Source organism: Bacteroides sedimenti, from assembly GCF_040365225.1.
GTDB lineage: Bacteria > Bacteroidota > Bacteroidia > Bacteroidales > Bacteroidaceae > Bacteroides > Bacteroides sedimenti.
On record NZ_AP028055.1, the window covers coordinates 730,810 to 749,919 of the forward strand.

15 protein-coding genes and 2 riboswitches are annotated in these 19,110 nt (G+C 39.6%); of the genes, 8 read left to right on the plus strand and 7 right to left on the minus strand.

All coding sequences use genetic code 11. The features are described 5' to 3' along the window. Window positions 1–2,013 (minus strand): TonB-dependent receptor plug domain-containing protein, encoded by a 2,013-nt coding sequence (locus tag ABWU87_RS02820; RefSeq protein WP_353333086.1) that lies wholly within the window; start codon window positions 2,011–2,013, stop codon window positions 1–3. 12 nt (window positions 2,014–2,025) lie between these two features. After that, window positions 2,026–2,775 carry a DUF4465 domain-containing protein gene (locus ABWU87_RS02825; RefSeq protein ID WP_353333088.1) on the minus strand — a complete coding sequence of 250 codons (750 nt, stop codon included), beginning with the start codon at window positions 2,773–2,775 and terminating at the stop codon, window positions 2,026–2,028. A gap of 70 nt (window positions 2,776–2,845) precedes the next feature. Next, a riboswitch (cobalamin riboswitch) is annotated at window positions 2,846–3,052 on the minus strand. 278 nt (window positions 3,053–3,330) lie between these two features. Here ABWU87_RS02825 and ABWU87_RS02830 point away from each other — a divergent pair. Next, a complete protein-coding gene (locus ABWU87_RS02830) occupies window positions 3,331–3,741 on the plus strand; it encodes a hypothetical protein (protein WP_353333090.1) in 411 nt (136 codons plus the stop codon). A gap of 213 nt (window positions 3,742–3,954) precedes the next feature. Continuing rightward, a riboswitch (cobalamin riboswitch) is annotated at window positions 3,955–4,157 on the minus strand. A 58-nt stretch (window positions 4,158–4,215) separates the two neighbouring features. Here the strand turns inward: ABWU87_RS02830 and ABWU87_RS02835 are convergent. Both ABWU87_RS02835 and ABWU87_RS02840 read right to left on the minus strand, forming a co-directional pair. Continuing rightward, the gene (locus ABWU87_RS02835; protein ID WP_353333092.1) at window positions 4,216–5,982 is read right to left on the minus strand and encodes a sensor histidine kinase; all 1,767 of its coding nucleotides are present in this window, start codon (window positions 5,980–5,982) and stop codon (window positions 4,216–4,218) included. Between the two features lie 29 nt (window positions 5,983–6,011). Then, complete coding sequence (locus tag ABWU87_RS02840; RefSeq protein ID WP_353333093.1) at window positions 6,012–6,701, minus strand: response regulator transcription factor; 690 nt, start codon at window positions 6,699–6,701, stop codon at window positions 6,012–6,014. A 170-nt stretch (window positions 6,702–6,871) separates the two neighbouring features. On the opposite strand from ABWU87_RS02840, the gene ABWU87_RS02845 reads away from it, so the two are divergent. The 4 genes from ABWU87_RS02845 to ABWU87_RS02860 are packed head-to-tail and all read left to right on the plus strand — an operon-like array spanning window position 6,872 to window position 11,641. Next, window positions 6,872–8,056, plus strand: a complete 1,185-nt coding sequence (locus tag ABWU87_RS02845) for a hypothetical protein (RefSeq protein ID WP_353333095.1) — start codon at window positions 6,872–6,874, stop codon at window positions 8,054–8,056. A gap of 26 nt (window positions 8,057–8,082) precedes the next feature. Further along, entirely contained in the window at window positions 8,083–8,925 is an 843-nt protein-coding gene (locus ABWU87_RS02850; RefSeq protein WP_353333097.1) for a DUF3805 domain-containing protein, read from the plus strand. A gap of 10 nt (window positions 8,926–8,935) precedes the next feature. Next, the gene (locus ABWU87_RS02855; protein ID WP_353333099.1) at window positions 8,936–10,801 is read left to right on the plus strand and encodes an ABC-F family ATP-binding cassette domain-containing protein; all 1,866 of its coding nucleotides are present in this window, start codon (window positions 8,936–8,938) and stop codon (window positions 10,799–10,801) included. A gap of 3 nt (window positions 10,802–10,804) precedes the next feature. Then, window positions 10,805–11,641, plus strand: a complete 837-nt coding sequence (locus ABWU87_RS02860; RefSeq protein ID WP_353333100.1) for a histidinol-phosphatase — start codon at window positions 10,805–10,807, stop codon at window positions 11,639–11,641. A gap of 34 nt (window positions 11,642–11,675) precedes the next feature. Here ABWU87_RS02860 and ABWU87_RS02865 read toward each other — a convergent pair whose 3' ends face one another. Continuing rightward, a complete protein-coding gene (locus ABWU87_RS02865; RefSeq protein WP_353334402.1) occupies window positions 11,676–12,911 on the minus strand; it encodes a fucose isomerase in 1,236 nt (411 codons plus the stop codon). Window positions 12,912–13,096: 185 nt separating this feature from the next. Here ABWU87_RS02865 and ABWU87_RS02870 point away from each other — a divergent pair, with 185 nt between their 5' ends. From ABWU87_RS02870 to ABWU87_RS02880, 3 genes are read left to right on the plus strand one after another with little or no spacing between them, the layout of a single operon-like run. Further along, window positions 13,097–14,296, plus strand: coding sequence for a pyridoxal phosphate-dependent aminotransferase (locus ABWU87_RS02870; RefSeq protein WP_353333101.1), 1,200 nt, complete (start codon window positions 13,097–13,099; stop codon window positions 14,294–14,296). Window positions 14,297–14,304: 8 nt separating this feature from the next. Beyond that, the gene (locus tag ABWU87_RS02875; protein WP_353333102.1) at window positions 14,305–15,291 is read left to right on the plus strand and encodes an acyltransferase family protein; all 987 of its coding nucleotides are present in this window, start codon (window positions 14,305–14,307) and stop codon (window positions 15,289–15,291) included. 2 nt (window positions 15,292–15,293) lie between these two features. Next, window positions 15,294–16,538: an ABC transporter permease gene (locus tag ABWU87_RS02880; RefSeq protein ID WP_353333104.1), complete on the plus strand. Its 1,245-nt coding sequence runs from the start codon at window positions 15,294–15,296 to the stop codon at window positions 16,536–16,538. A 66-nt stretch (window positions 16,539–16,604) separates the two neighbouring features. On the opposite strand, the gene ABWU87_RS02885 is transcribed toward ABWU87_RS02880, so the two are convergent. After that, the gene (locus ABWU87_RS02885) at window positions 16,605–17,774 is read right to left on the minus strand and encodes a glycosyltransferase (protein ID WP_353333106.1); all 1,170 of its coding nucleotides are present in this window, start codon (window positions 17,772–17,774) and stop codon (window positions 16,605–16,607) included. 167 nt (window positions 17,775–17,941) lie between these two features. Continuing rightward, the gene (lysA, locus tag ABWU87_RS02890) at window positions 17,942–19,102 is read right to left on the minus strand and encodes a diaminopimelate decarboxylase (RefSeq protein WP_353333108.1); all 1,161 of its coding nucleotides are present in this window, start codon (window positions 19,100–19,102) and stop codon (window positions 17,942–17,944) included. Between the last annotated feature and the right edge of the window lie 8 nt (window positions 19,103–19,110).

The following is a 19,110-nucleotide window of genomic DNA, read 5'->3' on the forward strand; positions in this document are numbered from 1 at the left end:
TCAATAAATCAAACGTATGCTTCCGCGGAACTGTCGTCCCGGCATCGGGTAATTCTGTACTATTTCATATTCCTTATCGAAAAGGTTGAGCACCTCTGCCTGTGCGGAGATGGAGCAGCTCTTCATTTTGAAGGTTCTACTCAACGAAGCGCAGTGTTCCGTGTAACCTTCCAGACGATATTCCGGGGCATTGTACTGGTTGGAAAACCGTTCGCCGGCAGCTATCAGTGTATAGGCAATGTTTACCCACGGCATTTCCAGACTGAGTCTGGCCGATCCCGAATGACGCGGAGTGTATGGTATCTGATGATTATATGTCACCTTATCGGGCATGTTGTATTTATCTGTTTTATCCATGGCGCGCTGATAGGTATAGTTTCCGGTAGCGGCCAGTCTGATCTTGTCGCTGCAACGGAATGCCGTCTCCATATTTGCTTCCATTCCCCGGATGTCAACCCGTCCGATATTGCGCATGCTCCATACAAACAGATTCTTTGTGGGTACAGCTACAATCTTATCGCTAACCCGGTTATAGAAACCGTCGACCGACAAGGAGATGTATGGAATAACGTGGTTAAATTTCTTAATCCAGCTCAGGCCGGCATTGAATTCGCTCGCCTGTTCCGGCTTGAGCGACCGTGTGCCTATCGTTCCGTAATAGAGATCGTTGAAGGTAGGCAGACGGAAAATATCTTTGTAAAGCAGTCTCGCCCGCAGATCCTCGTTCTTAAACAACTGGTAGGAGAAGCTTACAGAGGGAGAGAAGCGGTTCCGGTTATCGGCAGCCGTTCCGGTTCTTACTGATTCGCGGGTTAAGGTAGAAAGTATGTGAGCCGTTGCGGTGAGGCGGTTGTTCACATACTTGGCAGCCAGCGCATTGAGCAAAGTGAAGCGGGTAGGGTAGACAAAATTGGTAAGGTCTGCCCTCATGGTATTGATACTTCCATCATTGGCCAACGATAAGGAGAGATTAGAATTTGCACGATACATGACGGTTCCCGACAGATAATATTCGTTCTGATAATAATTATTTCGGGTAACCGCATTATAAGTGGCGTTGTCCGGATTATCATACCTGTTGTAGCCCCAGTTGAACTTACCGTTCATCAAGAGGCTCCAACGATTGGATAATTGGTTTTCATAATTTGCCTGGACAAAGAAATTCTTGTCTTTCAAACGCTCCTCGGCACGTGCGTAATATAATTTGTTAGAAGGCAGACCTCTGTCCGAGAAGTAGTAATAAGCCTTCAAACTGGCCTTCTGCCTGTCGCTGAAACGGGCAAACAAGTTGGCTTCTGTCTTCACCGTTTCAATATCCGAGTTAAGACGATGCAATCGCTCCGTGGCGGTTCCGTTAAGCTGAGTGTAGGGATAGTTGCCGTCGGCATGCATGTAGTCTGCATGGAAGGAGGAAGACAACACCTCGTTCCACTGGTTGTCTAGATGAAGACTCGGATTATAAAAGCCAAAGCTACCCCCTTTAAAGGTAGCGCTGGCATTTATATTTTTCTGAGTAAGTACGGGTGCCGGACTCTTTATATTCAGGACACTGGCGGCAGAGAAGAGTCGGGCAGGCTGAAAGATGTTATCGTTTTGCCCGCTGTTCAAACTAATCTCTTCAATATTATCCAGCGTTAGCTTTCCAAGGTCCACTTGTCCCGTTTGAGAATCGGTAATAGAAATCCCGTCGTAAACCACGGCTGTGTGGTTGGCTCCCAGACTTCGTACCGAGATTGTTTTTAGTCCGCCGATGCCGCCATAGTCTTTTACAACCACTCCGCTGAAAAACCTGACAGCATCCGAAACCTGTAATAACCCGGACTGTTTTAATTGATTAACATCAAGCACCTGAAGCGGAGTAGTGGAACGAAGTTCCTTCTCCTTTTTTCTCTCCTTTACCACAACTTCCTTAAGGGTATGTACACGTAAGGAATCTGGTTTTTGCGCCTGGACAAGCAAACTTGTGCAGAACCAAATGGATAAAGAGATTATTATGCTTCGAGTGTATGACATTTTATTTTCAGATTATAATTCGATTGTGAATCCGTCCATGCAGAAATAGGCAGGAGTATTCATTCCGAAATTTCCGTTATCAGTTGAAGATAGGCTGAATTTAACTTCAGCAACTTTGCCAAGGGCAGAAAGGTCCATCCATGTCCATTTATCAAGCAGAACCTTTTTCCCGTTGCGGTAATCTGCAAGATAAATTTCGGCAGTGCCTGTTGTGTTACCTTTATCATCTAAACCAGTAACAGTAAGTTTAAACCAGCTGCCATCCTTAAATGGTTTTGCGTAACCGTCACCATTCAATATAGATAAATAGGCATAAGTACTGTTGGTTACATACATACCTTTCACGGTATGGCTGGCGTTTCCTGCAAAATGGAACTTGTCGGTTGAGTACTCACTTGGGTTTACAGTCATATATGTTGCACTGGTTTTACCGCTACCGGTGATTGCACTGTTGTTAGTATATCCCGCAGTTTTTACATCAGTCTTATTGGTATAGGTAAATCCCCCTCCAAATGTATTAAAGCTTGTTGTGTAGCTATCGAAAACGAAATAACCTGTCTGGTCAACAAATGTGTTTTTATAAGTCCAGGCCCCTGCCGGCTCTTCTTTAAATATCCCGGTAAATTCAGTTTCGGGCTTGTCTAGTTTTCCTTGTAGGTTAAGAACAACGGTTGTGCTGTTTACAATGGGCGAATTGTCGTCGCTGTTGCAACTACATAGTACCACCACGGTAAGCAGCAATAGAGAATAGATCTTTTTCATCTTGTCTATCAGTTTAAATAAGTAATAAAATGTGTTTTGTTATGTGCTAAGCTCATTCCTCGTAAGCTTTATACTGTCATAATGCACGGTAGGTCTTCTGACTTGTTTCCGTTGGAAAGCGCCTTCCCGAACTAATTGTTCAGTGGTATTGAGTGGTTGCTTACAACGTTATAATGAAACTTACAGCAGCGGGACTGTTCAGGATTCTCACCTGATTCCCTTTTAATCACTTCTTCGCTACGGGAGATTTTGTGAACCAATGCGCGGCAAAGTTAGAAAGAAAATCTATAAACACAATAAACTTTTGATTTAATTCTACTCTTATGCCCGTTATTTATCTGACTAATAATGAGAAACTAGCTGGTTATTGCCGCCGAATTAGTATCTTTGTTTAGACGACTTATTGTTAGGGTCATGTCCCTTGATGTTTAGGGTCATGATGCCATGAGTATAGCCTCATAAGGCTAATAAGCTGGGGTCGCGACCCTAATAATAGTTCTTCGATAATAAAGTAATAGTATAAAGTAATTAATCTGTTAATCTAAAGAGGAAGAAATGGCAATTCGTTACAGCGTTCACACCAATACTTTGAAGAATGCAAAGACTGGTGAAGACAAAAAATCTGTTTGGGTAAGTGTAAAAAGTAGATCTAACTATAGGATGGAGGATTTGGTCAGGGAGCTAAGTGGTGGTTCGCCGGCTAAGAAGGGCGAACTGATGAGTGCGTTTATAAGGATTGCCGCTTGCATTGAGGAAAAACTGAAAGATGGGCACAGTGTTACCATTGATGGATATGGTACGTTCCAGCTGACAGTGCAGGTTAAAGAGGGGAAAGAGAATAGCGATTTCCGTGCCGAGTCAGTGGAATTGAAGAATGTGATATTTAATGCCACCAGACAGGCAAAGAAAAGAATCAACGCTGCCGGGTTTGAACGTTTCAATGAAGATATTCATCCCAGACGATAAATAAAAAAGAAAACCCGGGCGAATCACTTCGACCGGGTGTCTTTCAATAAACTTGGCAGAGTTTAAAGATTATATACTATTTGTCATAAAGTTTTCGCCTGTTAGAGTAGAAAATATTCCTTCACCCTTTCAGCTACATAATTGGTTATGGAAATAATATAACCGGAATGATTATCATTCGGCTACGTGGTTCAACGCTTTATCCTCGAAAGCTATTGAAAAGCATGCATGGCAGGTCTTCTGACTCTGTTTCCGTTTGCAGGCACCTTCCCGAACATTCAGTTCAGTGGTAGTGAGTAGTTGCCAGCAACGTTTTGTTGAAACTTACAGCAGCGGGACTGTTCAGGACTTTCACCTGATTCCCTTTTCATCTTTTGCCCGATAGGGCTTTAGAACCAATGCAGAAGCAAAGATACATATTTATTTTAAACAAAACAGGATTGCGGAAGAATAAAATCTTCGCAATCCTGCTTTTTAATTTTTGGCGAGGGTGAATACGAACTCCAGTCCACCGCCTTTATTATTTTTGGCCGAGATGTTTCCTCCGTGTATAAGTATGGAGTTCTTCACGATGGCAAGTCCCAGCCCGGTACCGCCTATCTTTCGCGATCGTCCTTTGTCAACCCGGTAGAATCGTTCGAAGAGCCGGTTCAAATGTTCCGGTGAAACGCCTACGCCTGTATCCGAGAAACTGAAGTAATAGAATGTTTCATCTTCTCTGAAGCATTTTATTGTGATGGAAATATCGGTTCCAGCGTAAGAGATGGAATTATCCATCAGATTGCGGAAGATGGAATAGATGAGCGATGCGTTTCCGCGGATATACATATCTTTTTTCAGCAGGTTATGAACGGAGATGTTTCTCATTTCAAGCTCCAGAGATACCTCATTAATTATATTCTGTACCAGTGAATTTACTTCCACCTTTTCCATGTCGATCATGTTGCTTGCCTCATCTATTCGGGTAAGAACCGAAATATCCCTTAGCAGCCTGGTCAATCGGTTGCTTTGTGCATAACATCTTTCTATGAAAGTATTGAATTTGTCTTTCGGCAGGTTCGGATTGTTGACTATGGTTTCCAGATATCCTTGGATACTGCTTACAGGAGTTTTCAACTCATGAGCAATATTCTGCGTCAGCTGCCTTTTCATGCGGTGCTGTTCCTCTTCCATAGTCACATCATTAATTGAAACTTCAAAGCTGAGGTCCTGGAAAATGATACATTCAACAATAAAGACTCTTCCGTTTTTCTCAATATTAAGAGAGAGGCGTCTCTCCTGATTTCCCGGTTTTGCCGGTGCATTGTTTATAAATTCGGTAATCTTCTGTAGCTCCGGAATTGAGAATACCTCTTCCGCGCTTTGAAGATTGACATCCGATATCAGGTTGCTATACTGTGTAAAGAGACTGTTGACAAGAATTTCTTTTTTTTCGGCATTGAAGACCCCCAGTCCTTCATGAGAACTTTGCAGATGGGTAATCAGCTTTTCGCGTTCAATATATAGAGCCTCTTTTGTTTCGCGAAGACGCTTGTATATTTTGATAATATGTTGCGAAATCTCACCCAGTTCGTTATGCGGAAAAGTCTTTTCCATATCCATTCCCAAAGGCTCGTCGCGGTGTGCCCTTACGGTAAATTCCCTTAATCGGGCAATGGACATTCCAAACTTTCTGGTAAATCTGGAAAATGCGATGGTGAGTATTATAGTAATGAATATGGTAAACCAAACGAAATGGTAATCAGCTTTCAAACTGGTGATTAGTTCAACATTGTAGGGCAGCGCACTTCGTATTATGTAGTCGTCATACAGCGTGGCCGAATAGAAATAAGAAACTCCGGTAGTTTCTGACGTTCTTCTAACAGAATAACCGGTTCCACTCTCTAATGCCATTTTTATTTCGGGCCTTTCCAGATGATTCCCTATGTGGTTGTAATCCTTCTTTTGATTATCAAAAATTACTTTCCCATCTAAGGTGATTACTGTTGTTCGAAGATCCTTTAATTTATGTCGTTTAATAAAGCCGTTCAGCGCATTTTCTATATTGCTGGAATCGTTAATCTCCTCGTGTAATCGAGCATTATAATCTTGTAGTTTTGTATTTAGTAATTCCACTTTAAACTCTTTCTCCCGCTGATATTGATAGCCAATAAAACATAGTGAAAAGGCTGCAAAAAGAGCAACTACCGAAAGCAGTAACTTTTGGTTGAAAGATAAAAGTGGTTTGTTGATTGGAGTCATATAATAATCAGATGTTATTAGATACGAAGTTATTCACTTTCAAAGCAATAACCATAACCCAGACGGGTAACTATTTGTTTTCCATATTCGCCTATTTTTTTACGTAGGCGAGTGATGTTTACATCTATTGTACGATCGAGAACATACACTTCATCGCTCCATATTTTGGAAAGAATATCTTCTCTGGAGAATACACGTCCTTTGTTTTGCAGTAACAGGAGAAGAATCTCAAATTCTTTTTTGGTCAAAGAAATTTCATGTTCGTCTATACTTACCTTTTTCTTGCTGATATCAAGTACCAAACCTTTGTAGATAATCTGTTCGCTGCTCTCTTTTGCAGTTGCATTTCCTGTGCGACGAATAACAGCCTTAACTCGTGATATTACTTCGCGGATAGAGAATGGTTTAGAGATATAGTCGTCAGCTCCCAGATTAAAGCCGGTGATTGTGTCGTTTTCCGTATCCTTTGCTGTGATGAATATTATTGGAATTTGTGCTGTTTTTTTATCTTTTTTGAGAATATTGGCCATCTTAAATCCCGATATCTCACCCATCATCACATCCAGTAAGAGCAGATCATAGCTAGAGATGTTCAATTTCAGTGCTTCTTCAGCTGAGTTTGCTGTATCTACTTCGAATCCTTCATTCTCAAGATTAAATTTCAGGATCTCACAAAGATCTTCTTCGTCATCAACAACTAAAATTCGATTGTCATTCATAATTTTTTTCTTTTGTTATCTATACAAATATATGCATTCTTCTTAATTATTCGCAAAGATCCATATTTATTATTACGGTTGAATGAAATACATATTACAAAGTTGTGACATTCCTTTTCTGTATAAAAAGTTATCTTTATATTTGTTTCATGATTGTTTTTAGCAAGAAAATGAAGAATATTAATGTCTGGAAAGTCCTTTCAATCTCATTGTTAGTTTTTATTATAGGATCGGGAGCACTTTATTTATGTCGGGACAACCTTTTCCGACAAGGATATAAACTGGTCGACGAGTTGGGAGGCAATGTTTTTCCTTCTGCTATTCTTTCAATTGCTACGACCGATACACTGGTTGTTAAACCTACCGATAATCACATTCTGGGCAATCCGAAATCTGGCTTTATCATTCGACTAAGAGCTCCCAGAGCAAACAGTAAAGTAAGAATTACACTTGCCAAAACTCCTTTCTTTGAAGAGTCTGTATCAGAATTTATATTGGAGGAATCAAAAACATTTTACCAGATATTTCCGGATGTAATATGGAATTATGATGCTTTGAGAAACAATAACCAGGCAGTACCAGTCAGTGTTTCTGTTGAAGTGGAGCTTAATGGAACCAAATTAGGACAAACTGTTCGTACCTATTCTGTTAGAAGTATAAACGAATGTTTGTTGGGTTATGTGGATAGCAAGCAGCGATTTCATGATACGGGAATTTTCTTTGCTGCATATGTCAACGAAGAGCATCCAATGATTGACAAGTTATTGCGAGAAGCCTTAAATACCCGTCTTGTTAATCGTTTTGTGGGGTACCAGTTCAATAATCCGGTTTTAGTGGACAAACAGGTTTATGCTCTGTGGAACGTGTTGCAGAAACGTAATTTTAAATACAGTTCTGTCTCAACTTCGAGCCTATCTTCCAATGTGGTTTTCTCGCAACGGGTACGTACTCTCGATGATGCCCTTGAATCGTCTCAGGTAAACTGTGTGGATGGTAGTGTTCTGTTTGCGTCACTTCTAAGAGCAATAAACATAGATCCTATCTTAGTACGGATGCCGGGACATATGTTTGTGGGGTATTATCTGGATAAGAAACATAGTAAAAGAGATTTTTTGGAAACAACAATGATAGGTGATGTGAATTTGGATGAATTCTTCCCGGATGAACGATTAGACTCTACGATGGTTGGCAAATCTCAAAACGAGATGTCACTGCTTACCTTCAAAAAGTCTAAAGAATATGCGAATAGAGTTTTTGAAAAGAATCTTCCGGCATTAAAAGCGCATCAGCGTTTCTATATGTACCTCGAAATATCCAAAGAGGTGCGTGGGAAAATTCAGCCTATCGGCAAATAATTAATAAAATAAGAAAAGATAGATATATGAGTGTGCAAGGTAAAAAGTTTATTTCTCCAGGAGCCTGGTTTTCGTTGATATTCCCTTCTGCATGGAATGAGTTTGAGGATTCGGAAGGCTGTTTTCTGTTTTACAATCCTAATAAATGGACTGGTAATTTCAGGATTACTGCATTAAGGGATGATAGAAATAAAAGATACGGAAAAGAATCGGTTGATTATGAGTTGAAAGAGAATAAGAATGCAGCCCTTGTGAAGGTCGGCGAACTGAACTGTGCATACAGCAAAGAGATGTTTCAGGAAGAAGGCGCTTATTATGTAACACATGTATGGATTACCGGCATTGATAATGTAGCATTTGAATGCACATTTACCGTTCCACGCGGAAGCAATGTGGATGAGGCTGAAAAGATAATTTCATCGCTAAATATATATCCGATAGGGCAACTGATTCACGAAATAATTCCAATTCGTGTGCTCGAGATCAATGAGGTAAATGAAGCTTTTGATTGGACTTCGAAAACAATTAAAAAGCAATTGAAGAAAGATTTCACCTCTTCGGAAGAGGATATTGTTAAAATTCAACAGTTAATTGATAACGGAAGCTTCAAACCTCAACAAAGAGAGGCATGGATTTCGTTGGGCATTGCATTTGGTTCAATACTTGAGAACCAGATTGATGGTATGGAATGGGTCACTGTTATCAAAGGAAAACAAGAAGTTCCGGCATTACGTTTTGAGCAAAGCCAGCTGGTGATTTATCCGGCAGAACTGATTTGGAATCCGATTCATTCGGGACAAACATGTGTTTTGAATGCCATTTTTGAAGAGATAAAACAAAAGGTGGAGAAAGAGTTGAATAAGCAATAAGAGGAATAAAATGGCGAGTTATATGCAGGTAGACGGGTTAACCAAATCATTTGGCGATTTGGTCCTGTTTAATAAGATATCATTTGGGATAGCAGAAGGACAAAGAATGGGTCTGATTGCTAAAAACGGAAGTGGGAAAACAACCTTACTAAATATCATAGCCGGGAAAGAGGGGTATGACGAAGGAGATATAGTTTTCAGGAGAGACTTACGCGTGGCGTATCTCGAGCAGGACCCTCATTATCCGGAAGAGTTGACTGTACTTGAGGCTTGTTTTCATTCAGAAAACACAACTGTGCAGTTGCTTAAGGAGTACGAAGCATGTATGGAGACTGAAGGACACCCTGGTTTGCAGGAACTGCTTATACGAATGGATCATGAAAAAGCCTGGGATTATGAAAGAAAGGCAAAGCAGATTCTTTCGCAATTAAAAATCCGTAACTTCGACCAGCCGATAAAATCACTTTCCGGCGGTCAGCTGAAGAGGGTAGCTTTGGCTAATACACTGATTACTGAACCCGAATTGCTGATTCTTGATGAGCCAACCAACCACCTCGATCTGGATATGACAGAATGGCTGGAGGAATATCTCAAACGATCAAACATTAGCTTGCTGATGGTTACTCACGATCGTTATTTTCTGGACAGGGTATGCTCCGAAATTATTGAAATAGATAATAAACAGATTTATCAGTATAAAGGGAACTATAGCTATTATCTGGAGAAAAGACAGGAACGAATCGATGCTACTAATGTAGAGATTGAACGGGCCAATAATCTGTACCGCACGGAACTGGACTGGATGCGACGTATGCCACAGGCACGTGCACATAAAGCTAAGTACAGACAAGATGCCTTTTACGAATTGGAAAAGGTAGCCAAACAGCGTTTCAATAATGATAATGTGAAACTGAACGTGAAAGCCTCTTATATCGGTTCGAAAATATTTGAGGCAGAACATGTATATAAAAGCTTTGGCGATTTGAAAATCCTGGATGACTTTTCGTATACATTTGCCCGCTATGAAAAAATGGGGATAGTAGGAAATAACGGAACAGGAAAGTCAACCTTCATTAAAATCCTGATGGGAGAAGCAAAACCTGATAAAGGAAATATTGATGTGGGTGAAACGGTTCGTTTTGGTTACTACTCTCAGGATGGACTACAATTCGACGAACAGATGAAAGTCATTGATGTGGTACAGGATATCGCAGAAGTAATAGAACTGGGAGATGGAAAGAAACTTACTGCCTCACAGTTTCTTCAGCATTTCCTCTTTACACCCGAAACTCAACACAGTTATGTGTACAAATTAAGTGGTGGCGAGAAAAGGCGTCTCTATCTTTGTACCGTATTGATGAGGAATCCTAATTTTCTTGTGCTTGATGAGCCAACCAATGACCTTGATATCGTAACCTTGAATGTGCTGGAAGAATATTTGGTCAACTTTAAAGGATGCGTGATTGTGGTTTCTCACGACCGCTATTTCATGGATAAGGTTGTTGATCACTTACTTGTATTCAATGGACAAGGTGATATCCGTGATTTTCCGGGGAATTATTCTGATTACCGCGATTGGAGCGAAGCAAAGAAGCAGAAGGAAAAAGAAGCCGAAAAACCAAAAGAAGAAAAAACAGCAAGGGTTCGTATAAATGATAAACGCAAAATGACCTTTAAGGAGCGAAATGAATTCGCTCAGTTGGAAAAAGAGTTGGAAGAGCTTGAACAGGAAAAGGCAGATCTGGAAGCAGATCTTTGTACCGGTGATGTTCCTGCTTCACAATTAATGGAAAAATCAAAAAGAATAGCTGAGATTATTGATTTGATTGACGAGAAGACTATGAGATGGCTCGAATTAAGCGAAATTGAAGGATAAATTATGAATCTTACGAATTATCATAGCCATACCACGTTCTGTGACGGAAGGGCACCGATGGAAGATTTTATTAAGGAAGCCATACGACAAGGATTTACATCTTATGGCATTTCATCACATGCACCACTCCCTTTTCCAACACGATGGACGATGGAGAAAGAGAATGTTAGTTCTTACCTTGATGAATTTTTCAAATTAAAGAAGATATATAAGGATAAGATTGAGCTCTATATCGGGCTGGAGATTGACTATCTTGACGAAAATAGCAACCCAGCTGCAGAATACTTTCAGAATTTACCACTGGATTATCGCATAGGCTCAGTACATCTTCTTAAAGACGAGAAAGGGGAAATCGTAGATATTGATTGCAGCAAAGAGGTATTTAAGGAAAGACTTGAGAAGCACTTTCATAATGATTTGAAAACTACAGTCCTTGCCTATTATAATCAGTTAATGACAATGGTCGGGCTAGGTGGGTTTGACATTGTTGGGCATGCAGATAAGATTGCATATAATGCCTCTTTTTGCCAGGTAGATGTAACTGCACAGGAATGGTATAAGCAAACAGTAAGAGAACTTTTTGCATATATTGCTGAAAAAGGATATATGATGGAAATCAATACAAAAGCTTTTCATCAATTAGGCGTTTTTTATCCAAGTGTGACTAATTTTTCTTTGATCAGAGAAATGAATATTCCCGTTTTGGTAAACTCTGATTCGCACTTTCCTGAACTTGTTAATGATGGCCGTACTGAAGCACTTCAAGCGTTGAAATCCGCCGGAATAAATGTTGTTATGGAATTAACGGGAGGTGTCTGGCAGAAAGCACTTATTCTCTAATAAGATTTTATTGTAGAATGAGGCTGATGTTGTCTCATTCTACACGCTTGCAGTTGTTGGAGGCAAAAAAGGCATCTAATGCTTCTTCATAATTTCCTAATATTACCAAATGATGATTTCCGATAGGATTTTTTAGAAAATAATCAGCTGGTGAGTCCAACTTAACACGTATTTGTGTGCGACATGCATTCAAGAAATTTGTGTTTTCAGTCAATCTGCCAGAAGTTACATAATACTCGTCAAGGCATTCTCCTCCACATTTTATAACTGTAACATCTCCGATGGGCAAGATTCCCTGAATTGATACTCCCGAGTTGCTTTCAAAATGATTACGGATAATAAACTGTTCTGTCAATTTAGTGCTTACACTGCAATGGGCAAATACAATCTCATTTTTCTTGATATTAACTTCTATGGGATTTGCCATAAATGCGGTTTTTCCTACTACTGCTTTTATAGCCAGGAAAGTGAATATTGACTGAAGATCTCCTTCACAACCTGCAACTATTCCTTCATCATTCAATAATGATAGAGCAAGACAACCGGTGGTGCCGATCATTGAAATCAGCTTATAACAGTTTAGGGTAATTGCAGATAAGTTTTCTTTTTCACAGATCTGCTTAACTGCTTTGTAGACCCGCATCGCCCTGATCATATCATCGGGTGATGCCTCCCTACATGCAAGAGCTTTTCCTGCAATGATTGCAGCTTGTTCTCCTACTTCATCTTCCGTGATTTCTTCGTATCTTTTTACTATATTCTCAATAGGTATATTGAGGAATTCGATCCCCCACCGCCGTTTACTAAGCAGATAATCAACGCCGCTTGCAATTAGCCAGGAAGATGGAGTACCAATAACGCCTATTTTTTTTCCTTTTATATTTTTTTGTGCTTCAAAGTTATTATAATGCACATTTATTCTTTGTACAATGGATTCTGTTTCTCCGTGCAGGATTTCCGATTTCAGACCTTTACATTGCAACCAGTATGAAATTTCCAGTGATGCAGAGAGTGAATTCTGCATGCCGTCTGTTAGAAGAATCATAGGTTGAGGTAGTGCTTCAAAGCTTTGAACTACGAATTTTTCAACGCCTCCTGTGGCAATAAATACAAGCTTGAAATCGTCTTCCGATAATGTGTAAAGCTCTTTATAATCCACATATTTAATCTTGAAGAATTTTTCAAGTTCGCTCAGCAGCACTTCGTGCATCTTGTAGATAGATGACTGTTTCTGTAAAGCAGATGAGAAGGTAATCAGATGAATTGTTATCATGGTGCGTTTCTCATTAAGGATAGTCAAATTTACATATTATATTTGAAATATTATATGTTTGCCTCTAAAACTTAACTTAAAGAAAACTAAGAGGTATTTTTGTTAACTATTTGTTTGCTTGGTTACTTTTGAAGTCCTATCTTTGCACCTCAAACGAAAATATTTTTTTAATACTTAAAAGTATGCCAACTATATCCATCCGTGGAACCGAAATGCCCGCATCACCGATCAGGAAACTGGCTCCGCTAGCTGAAGCTGCAAAACAAAAAGGAATTCATGTGTATCATCTGAATATTGGTCAGCCAGACCTTCCAACTCCTAAAGCCGCGCTTGATGCGATTCGAAATATTGACCGTACAATTCTGGAATATAGTCCAAGTGACGGATACAGAAGTTATCGGGAAAAACTCACACAATATTACAAGAAATTCAATATAAACCTGACGGCAGATGATATTATCATTACTACCGGCGGTTCAGAAGCTGTGTTGTTTGCCTTTATGTCCTGCCTGAATCCGGGAGATGAAATTATAGTTCCCGAACCAGCTTATGCCAACTACATGGCCTTTGCTATATCTGCTGGAGCAGTAATACGCACGGTATCAACTACTATTGAAGAAGGTTTTTCTCTTCCTAAAGTTGAAAAGTTCGAAGAACTTATTAATGAAAGGACAAAAGGAATTTTGATTTGTAATCCGAATAACCCAACTGGGTATTTGTATACTCGTAAAGAGATGAATCAGATAAGAGACATGGTTAAGAAATATGATCTTTTCCTTTTCTCAGATGAGGTTTACCGTGAATTTATCTACACTGGTTCTCCATATATTTCGGCCTGTCATTTGGAAGGAATTGAAAACAATGTAGTTCTGATTGATTCGGTTTCTAAAAGATACTCTGAATGCGGTATTCGTATTGGGGCTCTGATCACAAAGAATAAAGAGGTTCGTAATGCCGTAATGAAATTCTGTCAGGCACGTTTAAGCCCTCCGCTCATCGGTCAGATTGCTGCTGAGGCTTCTCTGGATGCTCCCGAAGATTATTTCAGAGAGAACTATGACGAATATGTTGAACGCCGTAAATGTTTGATTGACGGACTGAATAAAATTCCGGGTGTCTATTCACCAATTCCAATGGGTGCCTTTTACACGGTAGCCAAACTTCCGGTCGATGACTCAGATAAGTTCTGTGCATGGTGTCTTTCCGATTTCCAGTACGAAGGAGAAACTGTGTTCATGGCTCCGGCTTCTGGTTTCTATACTACACCGGGTGCAGGATACAATGAAGTGCGTATTGCGTACGTATTGAAAAAAGAAGATCTCACTCGGGCTCTTTTTATTCTGGGTAAAGCACTTGAAGCCTATCCGGGAAGAGTTGATTAATGTACTCCATGAAGCAGTATGATTACATAACGCTTTCCAAAGCTCTAGGTATTATATTGGTCGTAGTCGGTCATTTTACTTCAACAGTATACATGCCCGCATATTATATTGAAATGAAGAACCTGATTTTTTCATTTCATATGCCTTTATTCATGGTTTTGTCCGGCTTTCTGTTTCAGATGTCTTTGCGAAGTAAGCCGGACAAAATTTCTTTGCTCCCTTTCCTGAAGAAGAAGTTCAACCGTCTGATGGTTCCCTATTTCTTTATTTCTGCTCTAATAGCCTTGCTGAATTTTGCTTTAGGTTTTTTTATGCCGGTTAAAAGATCGGTAGATTGGCGCTATCTGGTTGAAATTCTGTATACAAACGTAGGAGGTTCGGCTGTGTTTCTTTGGTTTGTTTATACCTTGTTTGTGATATTCGCGATTTCTATTCTTTGCATGAGAAGCAAAGGAGGCATATTCATATTGGGAACACTTTCGCTCTTGCTGTATTTTATTCCATTGCCGCAAATCTTCTATTTATCATTTGTACATTCATTCATTGTTTATTTCTGGGGGGGGATGCTACTCTTTTTGTTGACCGACCGGCCGAAGAAGCATTACTCGGTTAGCTATTCGCTTATAGCTTTGCTGGTATTGGTTCTTGCCTATCTGATAAGAGAATCGGTACCTGTTGGTTTTACGAAACAGATTTTAAATCTGATATGTGGTTTTGCCGGGAGTTACATGGTTATTTGCGTGGCTTATATCTCTCAGGATAAAAGCAAATGGCTGATGGCATTAGGTAAATACAGTGCCTATATCTATTTGCTTCACATGGCAGGAGTCTATATGGTGCGTGTTGTTTTTGAAAAAATTGTTATTTTTACACCTGTATGTTACGGTATTGCTTTAGTGGCTGCTGTGATTGCTGGTCTGCTGATTCCTTTATTGGTAACAAAGAATATTATCTACAGGAATAAAGCGCTAACCTTTTTAATGGGAGGAAAATAAATATGAATTTTGCACTCTACGTTGCCCGAAGAATATACTCCGGAAAAGAAGCAGGAAAACAAGTTTCAAAACCGGCTATCCGTATAGCTATGCTTGGCATTGCAATTGGTTTGGCGGTAATGATTGTTTCGGTGGCTGTGGTTATTGGTTTTAAAAATGAAATCAGAAGCAAAGTTGTAGGCTTTGGTTCTCATATTCAAATTAGTAACTTTGACTCTTCTCTTTCTTATGAAACTCGTCCGGTAGTCACCAATGATAGTATCATGAAGGTAATCTCTTCTTTGCAAGGAGTGAAGCATGTGCAACGTTTCTCTACTAAGCCTGGAATGATAAAGACAAATAATGCATTCCAGGGAATGGTATTGAAAGGAGTTGGGCAGGAATTCGACCCGACTTTCTTCCGAAAACATCTTCTCGAAGGTGAGATACCCTCATTCTCGGACTCTTCTTCCTCTAATGAAGTGCTTATTTCGAAATCTTTGGCAAACAAACTACGTTTAAAGCTGGGAGATAAGATTCTTACTTATTTTATTCAAAGTGAAGTAAGGGCAAGAAAACTCACTGTTAAAGGTATCTATCAAACAAATTTCTCAGAATACGATAATCTGTTCTTGTTGACGGATATTCACACGGTAAATCGGCTTAATCACTGGGACCCCGTACAGTCTACAGGTTTGGAGATTCAGGTGAAAAACTATGATGAATTAAATAAGGTTGCTCAAGAAATCTATGGGCATGTAGACAAACAGGTTGATAAATATGGAGGGGTTTATTATGTTCAGACCATAGAGGAGCTGAATCCTTCCGTTTTTGCCTGGCTAGGATTGTTGGATATGAATGTTTGGGTGATACTTATTTTAATGATAGGAGTAGCTGGTTTTACAATGATTTCCGGGTTGCTGATTATTATTTTGGAAAGGACCAACATGATTGGTATTCTGAAAGCTCTGGGAGCAAAGAATTTTGGAATCCGTGAAATTTTTCTCTATTTCTCTGTATTTTTGATAGGGAAGGGGATGTTATGGGGAAACATTGTTGGCTTACTTTTCTGTTTCATACAATCTAAATTTCAGATTTTCAAACTAAATCCGGAGACATACTACATTGACCACGTACCGGTGGAATTCAACATCTGGTTGTTTCTTTTGTTGAATATCGGGACATTTATTGTTTCAGTGTTGATGCTACTGGGCCCATCTTATCTTATTTCCAGGATTCATCCTGCCAAGTCTATTCAGTTTGAATAAATAAGAGTAACTGATAATTTATTACTTTATGACTTAGGAAATAGATTTCCTATCCCTTGTGTTAGGCTATCTTCTCATAAAGTCGCCTTTTCCTCTGAACCTTCTGTATAATTTGAACTTCAGAATATCGATGGGTTGAATGACATCGAACAGAGGAAGGGTGAAATAGTATCTCTTTTCATTCATTTCAGATGCAGTACGATTTATGATGACCATCTGCATTACATAACGTAGTACATATGCCAGAATTGCAATTCCTAATATCAACCATTGCTGCATAATGATGCTGTAGGCAAGTGTTGATACACATGCTGTCAGGAAAAATAAACGTGAAGTGGTTTCGAACCCTGTTAGAAACCTTTGCATGCCATGGTAGTAACGCGAAGTAGCCAGGTAGCTCACTTTCTCTTCTTTCCAGAACTTATAGCTAATAGCAGATTCCATCCTTACAATAGCCCCGGGTGATGTCTCAACTTTCGTATTGAATGGAGTTGCTACCTCATTGATAAACAAATCATCATCACCACGTTGCAGATTCAGGTGTGATGAGAATCCTTTATTCTTAAAAAACAACTCTTTCCGATAAGCCATGTTTCGTCCAATTCCCATAAAAGGCTTATCAAGCAGGGCAAATCCCAAATAACGGATGGACATTAGCAGGTTGGTGAAAGCAGCTTTTCGCTGAAACCACCCTTTACCTTGCTCGTATCCGCTGTATCCAAGTACAATATCTGTACTCGGGGTAAAGTTTCGTGCCATTAATTTTAACCAGTCTCTGCTCACCGGACGACAGTTGGCTTCTGTAAATACTAGCCAGTCGTGCTTACTTGCTTTGATGCCCACTGTAAGGGCTAGTTTCTTTCGGCTGATATAGCGAGCTCCATCTGGAGTAAACGAGTGATATAAATTGCTGTATTTATCCTCAAATATAGTGAGTACATCTTCACTTTCATCTGTCGATCCGTCGTTGACAACGATTACCTCAAAGTTTGGATAGTCCTGTTCCAAAACGGCAGGCAGAAACTTCTGTAGATTTTCCGATTCATTTCTGGCACAAATAATAACTGATACCGGGGGATATTTATCCTCATATATTAAATCTCCTTCTTTTTCGGCTTTATTGTGAATGTGTAATTGATTGTAAAGTGTGAAGTAGTAAATTGCCTGAATAATAAGAAGCAAACCAATGGTTGCCAGTAAAATAATTTCGACTATGTTGAATGCCAGTAAATCCATTTCTTGATATCTTTTTTTGTTGTTGCAAAAGTACACTAAATATTGGAATTACTATGAATACAATTCAGTTTTTGATGCAGAGAATTTCCGTCAATTACAATCTGGCGATTCTATAAAAAAGTAAAAGGATGACTTTTGGTCATCCTTTTACTTTTATAATCATTTTATCACATCAGTTCATCAGATGTATAGCCTTTTGGAAGTTCTCTGCAATTGTATCCAGAAGCCATTATCTCTCCATATGCACCGGCCGAACGAAGAGCCAAAAGGTCTCCGCGCTTAACCTTGTTGAGGTCGAAAGCTTTTCCAAATACATCAGACGACTCACAAATAGGACCTACTACATCGTATTTTTCCACAGGTTCTTCCGATGTAATATTCTCTATCTTATGATAAGCCTGATAAAGAGCCGGGCGAATCAAGTCTGTCATACCACCATCCAGAATAGCGAATTGTTTGTTTGCACCTTGTTTAACATACAACACCTTGCTGATTAAGCTACCGCATTGGCCAACAATTGAGCGTCCAAGTTCAAAATGCAATGTTTGTGATGGTTGCAATTTCAGATGCTTGTGGAATGTGGCAAAGTAAGCTGCAAAATCAGGAATCGGTTGTTTGTTTGGGTGTTGGTAATCAATCCCAAGTCCTCCACCTACATTTATGTGCTCAACAATAATGCGGCGGTTGGATAACCTCTCTTGTATTTCGTTTACACGATTACATAATCCTACAAAGTCGCCCATATCAAGGATTTGAGAACCAATATGGAAATGCAATCCTACCAGTTTTACATTAGGTAATGCATTTACCCTGTCTATTACATCGTCTAGGTCGTCCAGATTGATACCAAATTTGTTTTCTTTCAGACCGGTAGTAATATTGGCATGAGTATGTGCTCCTACGTTGGGATTGATTCGCAGAGCCACTGATGCAACTTTTCCTTTTGCACCAGCCAGTTCGTTGATAACCTCCAGTTCGGGTATGGATTCTACGTTGAAGCAGAAGATTCCGTAATCCAAACCGAGATTGATTTCCCAATCAGCTTTTCCAACACCTGCAAAAACGATTTTAGATGCAGGGAAGCCTGCTTTGATTGCAGCTCGGATTTCTCCACCGCTAACACAGTCGGCACCAAGGTAGTTCTCTCTGATTATAGAAAGAACTTTAGGATTAGCATTTGCCTTAACTGCATAATGAACGATGTAATTGCCATATCTCTTAGCCTCGTTATTTACACACTCAAGCGTATCCCTTAATATTTTGGTATCGTAAAAATAGAAAGGCGTTTCTAACTCGCGAAATTTATTAATTGGGAAATTTCCTTTCATATTCCAAC